The organism is Mesorhizobium sp. M1E.F.Ca.ET.063.01.1.1 (genome assembly GCF_003998155.1).
In the GTDB taxonomy this organism is placed as follows: Bacteria; Pseudomonadota; Alphaproteobacteria; order Rhizobiales; family Rhizobiaceae; genus Mesorhizobium.
In genome coordinates this window covers 1-4,612 of the sequence record NZ_RZSC01000482.1, presented here as the reverse complement: position 1 = coordinate 4,612, position 4,612 = coordinate 1, and the positions used below count along the sequence as shown (strand labels likewise).

Here is a 4,612-nt window from a genome sequence, read left to right as displayed (position 1 = left end):
CGGCCAAGACCGCCGCCGTCGGCGACAAGGCCGATACGGCGGCCATCGATGAAGAAAGCGCCAACCGCCGCGCCGTCACGATTGACAGCGTCGATCGGCAAAAGCTCGATCCCGGGGCCGAGCGCACCGGGTCGATCGAGGGCCAGAAGGTCAAGCCAGAGGACGATCCCTTCGCCGCGCCCGGCATCAAGGTCGGCACCTTTGTCTTCCGGCCAACGCTCGAGCAGGGCTTCACCGCGACGTCGAACGCCGATGCCAGCAGCGGCGGCAGCTCGGCGGTGCTGTCCGAAACGGCGCTGCGTTTTTCCGCCACCTCGGACTGGCGCGAAAATTCGGCCGTCATCGACGGCTACGGCATCTTCCGCAACACGCTTTCGGGCCAGAAGATCAACGATGCGCGGGGCCGCATCGAGGGCCAGCTCAATGTCGACCTCGATCATGATCTGCGCGCCATCGCCAAGCTCGGCTACGAGGCCGTGCCGGAATCGGCGTCCTCGCCGGATGCGATCGCCGGCGTCACCTCGCAACCGTTGCGGCAGACGGTGGACGGCAGCCTCGGCGTCGAGAAAGATGTCGGCAAGATGCGCTACACGCTGACCGGCGCGGTCACGCACGACTTCTACGGCGACGCCAAGCTCTCGGACGGCACCGTCTTGTCGCAGAAGGATCGCGACTCCACGCTCTACTCCGCGACCTTGCGCGCCGGCTACCAGGTCTCGCCGGCCATCACGCCCTTCGCCGAGGTGGAAGCCGGCCGGCGGGTCTACGATCTGCGCCTCGACAGCAACGGCTACGAGCGCTCCTCGACGCGGCTCGGTGCGCGCGCCGGCCTCGAGCTCGACATGGACGACAAGCTCTCCGGCGAATTCTCTGTCGGCTGGCTGCGCGAAGCGATCGATGACGACCGCCTGCCGGCCAATGCTGGGCCATACGTCAACGCCGATCTTAAATGGTCGCCCGAGCGCGGCACCATCATCGGGCTCACCGGAAGGACCACCATCGAGAGCACGACCGCGGCCGGCGAGAGCGGCGATGTCCTTTACTCGGGCCGGCTCACCGGCGAGCGGCAGATCCGCGCCAGCCTGACGGCGAATTCGGCGCTTGGCCTCGATTGGCGCGACTATACCGGCTCCGACGGCCACGATCTGATCTTGAGCGCCGAGGCCGGGCTGACCTGGTGGCTGAACCGCTATGCCGGCCTCACCACGCGGGTGAGGACGGAGAAGCTCACCAGCAACCTGACGGGACGCGACTACGTCGCCAACAGCGTCTATCTCGGCCTGAAGGTGCAACGGTAGCCGATGGCCGAGGTTTGGAACCTCGGCCAGGTCGGAATTGCCAGAATGATCGGCAGATCTAGGACGCCGCTCCGCGCCGCTCTGCCGGCCGCACTTCATCCAGCAGGGTGCGGATGACGCCGGCCATGCTCTCGTTCATGTCGTTGCGCCAGAGCGCGAAGGCGACATTGGCCTCGACGAAGCCTTCGGGCGAGCCGCAGTCGAAGGTGCGCCCCTTGTAGTGATAGCCGTAGAAGGGCTGCCGCTTTTCCAGCTTCAGCATCGCATCCGTCAGTTGGATCTCGTTGCCTGCGCCGCGCTCCTGGCTTTCGAGGAGGCCGAAAATCTCCGGCTGCAGGATGTAGCGCCCGTTGATGAAGAGATTGGAGGGCGCTGTGCCCGGCTTCGGCTTCTCCACCATCCCGGTGATGCGGAAGCCATTGTGGGTATCCTCGCCGCGGCCGACGATGCCGTATTTATGCGCCTCGGCCGGGTCGCATTCCTGCACGGCGATGATGTTGTTGCCGGTCTCGGCGTAAAGCTCGACCATGCCTTTCATGCAGCTTTTCTCCGACTGCATGATCATGTCGGGCAAAAGCAGCGCGAAAGGCTCGTCGCCCACCAGTTCTCGCGCGCACCAGACGGCATGGCCGAGCCCCATAGGCACCTGCTGGCGCGTGAAGCTGGTCTGCCCCGGCGCCGGCTGCAGCCGCTGCAGGCGGGCGAGCTGATCGTCCTTGCCGCGTTGAGCGAGCGTGTCGTAGAGCTCGAACTGAACGTCGAAATGGTCCTCGATGACCGCCTTGTTGCGCCCGGTCACGAAGATGAAATGCTCGATGCCCGCATCGCGCGCCTCGTCGACGACATATTGAATGACCGGCCGGTCGACGACGGTCAGCATCTCCTTCGGAATGGCCTTGGTGGCCGGAAGAAACCGTGTGCCCAGGCCGGCGACCGGAAAAACTGCCTTGCGAACTGGCTTCATGCTGCCTCACCCATGTTTTGGGTCAATTATCCGCTCGGCGATCCGCTCCGCAATCCCCCCGGACATTTTCACGCCGGAATCATTTTCACGCCGAAATGTTGAACTACGGAACGGCCGAGTTGAGCGTGCAGGGCTAAAAGCCGCGACCCCTCTTTTCGTTCCCGGCGGCACCTATGGTAAACTAAATACTAACCCAGTTCGGCGTTGAATGATCCTTCCTGTTTGACGAAGGAGGAAAAGATGTCCGTTCGCAACACCGCAAGGCGCCTGACGGCAATGGTGACGGCCGCCGGCCTGACCCTCGCCTTGCTGATGCCTGCCGGACCTGCTTTCGCCGATGCCGGGTTCCGCCAGTGGGTGACCGGCTTCCGTGCCACCGCCGTGCAAGGCGGCGTTTCCGGCGCTGTCTACGATCAGGCCATGAGGGGCATCGAGCCCGATCCGGTCGTGCTGGAAAAGGCCCGCACCCAGCCGGAATTCACCGCTCCCGCCTGGGATTATTTCGACAACCGCGTGCATGACCAGTCGGTAGCCAACGGTCAGGCAATGGCGCGCAAATGGAAGCCGTGGCTGGATCGCATCGAGGCGCGGTTCGGAGTCGACCGCAACATCCTTCTCGCCATTTGGTCGATGGAATCGAACTATGGCGAGACGCTCAAGCGCGATGACATCATGCGCAATGTCATCCGTTCGCTGGCAACGCTCGCCTATGGCGACCCGCAGCGGTCGAAATATGCCCGCACCCAGCTGATCGCCGCGTTGAAGATCCTGCAGACCGGCGACATCGACGAAAGCCACCTGATGGGTTCCTGGGCCGGCGCGATGGGCCAGACGCAGTTCATCCCGACCAGCTACCAGCGCTACGCGGTCGACATGGACGGCAACGGCCGGCGCGACATCTGGAACTCGATCCCCGACGCGCTGGCGACCTCAGCCAACCTCTTGAGGAAGAACGGCTGGCAGGCCGGCAAGACCTGGGGTTACGAAGTGACCCTGCCGGCCGGCAAGCTGCCCGCCGGATCGAAGACGCTGGCGCAATGGCAGGCGCTCGGCGTCGTCAGGGCCAATGGCAAGCCGTTCAGGAACCTGACCGACAAAGCGACGCTGAAAGTGCCCGACGGCAGGGGCGGCCCTGCCTTCCTGATGATCCGCAACTTCTCGGTGATCAAAGCCTACAACAACGCCGACAAATACGCTTTGGCCGTCGGCCTGCTCGCTGACGAGATCGCCGGCGGCACCGGGCTTGTGCAGGACTGGCAGCGGCCTTTCACCAAGCTCAGCTTCGAAGAGCGGCAGGAATTGCAGAAGCGGCTTTCCGAGCACGGCTATTATGACGGCAAGTTCGACGGCAAGATCGGCGATGGGTCGAAGGCCGCCATTATGGCCTACCAGGCAAAGGTCGGCTTGACCCAGGATGGCTATCCCAGCCTGGAAGTGCTGAAATGGCTCCGCAAGCAGTAGAGCCGTCCATGGCGTGAATCCTTTCAAATACGGAAAGGATGCTGTAGCGCTTTGGCTTGCGCATGACTTCCCGCGTTCGCAAGGTCATGCGCCAAGGGATGGAGATTTGATTGGTTACGGTTGCGCGCATCTGGCTGATCGTTCGCCGCCTGCCGATCCTCATTCTGGCCGTCGCAGTGCTTGCCGTCGCCGCCTCCGGCGCCTTCCATGCGCCTGCCTTCGCGCAAGAGGAGGAAAGCCGCGGCTGGTCGTTGCGCGACCTCCTGTTTCCGCGCCGCAGCGAGCGCATCGAGCCGCCGGCCGACATCCAGCAGGCAAGGCCGAAACCAAGGAAGAAACCCAAGCCGCGCCCGCCGGCCGAACCGGAAACGCCGATCGTCGAGAAGACGCCGGATGCCCGCGTCGTGCTGGTGGTCGGCGACTTCCTGGCAGGCGGGCTGGCCGAGGGCCTGGACGCCGCCTTTGCCGACAATCCGGCCGTCAGGATCGTTTCACGCAGTAACGGTTCATCCGGCTTCGTGCGTGAGGATTTCTATAACTGGCCGGTCGAGATCAAGTCGCTGATCGAGACGGAGAAGCCTTCCGTCGTGGTGGTCATGCTTGGCTCCAACGATCGCCAGCAGATGCGTGTCGGCGACGTGCGCGAGCAGCCGCGCTCCGAGAACTGGACCAAGGAATACGAACGCCGCACCGAAGCGCTGGGCAAGGCCATACAGGAGGCCAAGGTGCCTTTCCTGTGGGTCGGCATGCCGGCGTTCCGCGTGGCGAAGATGACCTCGGACATGCTGGCCTTCAACGACATCTATCATTCGGCTGCCCAGGATCATGGCGGCGAGTTCGTCGATGTCTGGGACGGTTTCGTCGACGAGAACGGCGCCTTCGTCACCTC

At 63.9% G+C, this 4,612-nt stretch carries 4 protein-coding genes; 3 read left to right on the top strand and 1 reads right to left on the bottom strand.

Annotation, left to right across the window (positions count from 1 at the left end):
- Positions 1-1,298: outer membrane beta-barrel protein (locus EOA29_RS25935; protein WP_127221808.1), on the top strand; the 1,298-nt coding region annotated here is incomplete at its 5' end.
- A gap of 58 nt (positions 1,299-1,356) precedes the next feature.
- Here the strand turns inward: EOA29_RS25935 and galU are convergent.
- Entirely contained in the window at positions 1,357-2,262 is a 906-nt protein-coding gene (gene galU / locus EOA29_RS25930) for a UTP--glucose-1-phosphate uridylyltransferase GalU (RefSeq protein WP_126092133.1), read from the bottom strand.
- 240 nt (positions 2,263-2,502) lie between these two features.
- On the opposite strand from galU, the gene EOA29_RS25925 reads away from it, so the two are divergent.
- Together EOA29_RS25925 and EOA29_RS25920 are read left to right on the top strand one after the other, a co-directional pair.
- Positions 2,503-3,723 carry a lytic murein transglycosylase gene (locus EOA29_RS25925; protein ID WP_126092132.1) on the top strand — a complete coding sequence of 407 codons (1,221 nt, stop codon included), beginning with the start codon at positions 2,503-2,505 and terminating at the stop codon, positions 3,721-3,723.
- Between the two features lie 110 nt (positions 3,724-3,833).
- On the top strand, positions 3,834-4,612 hold a 779-nt coding region (locus tag EOA29_RS25920), incomplete at its 3' end, for a DUF459 domain-containing protein (protein ID WP_127221807.1).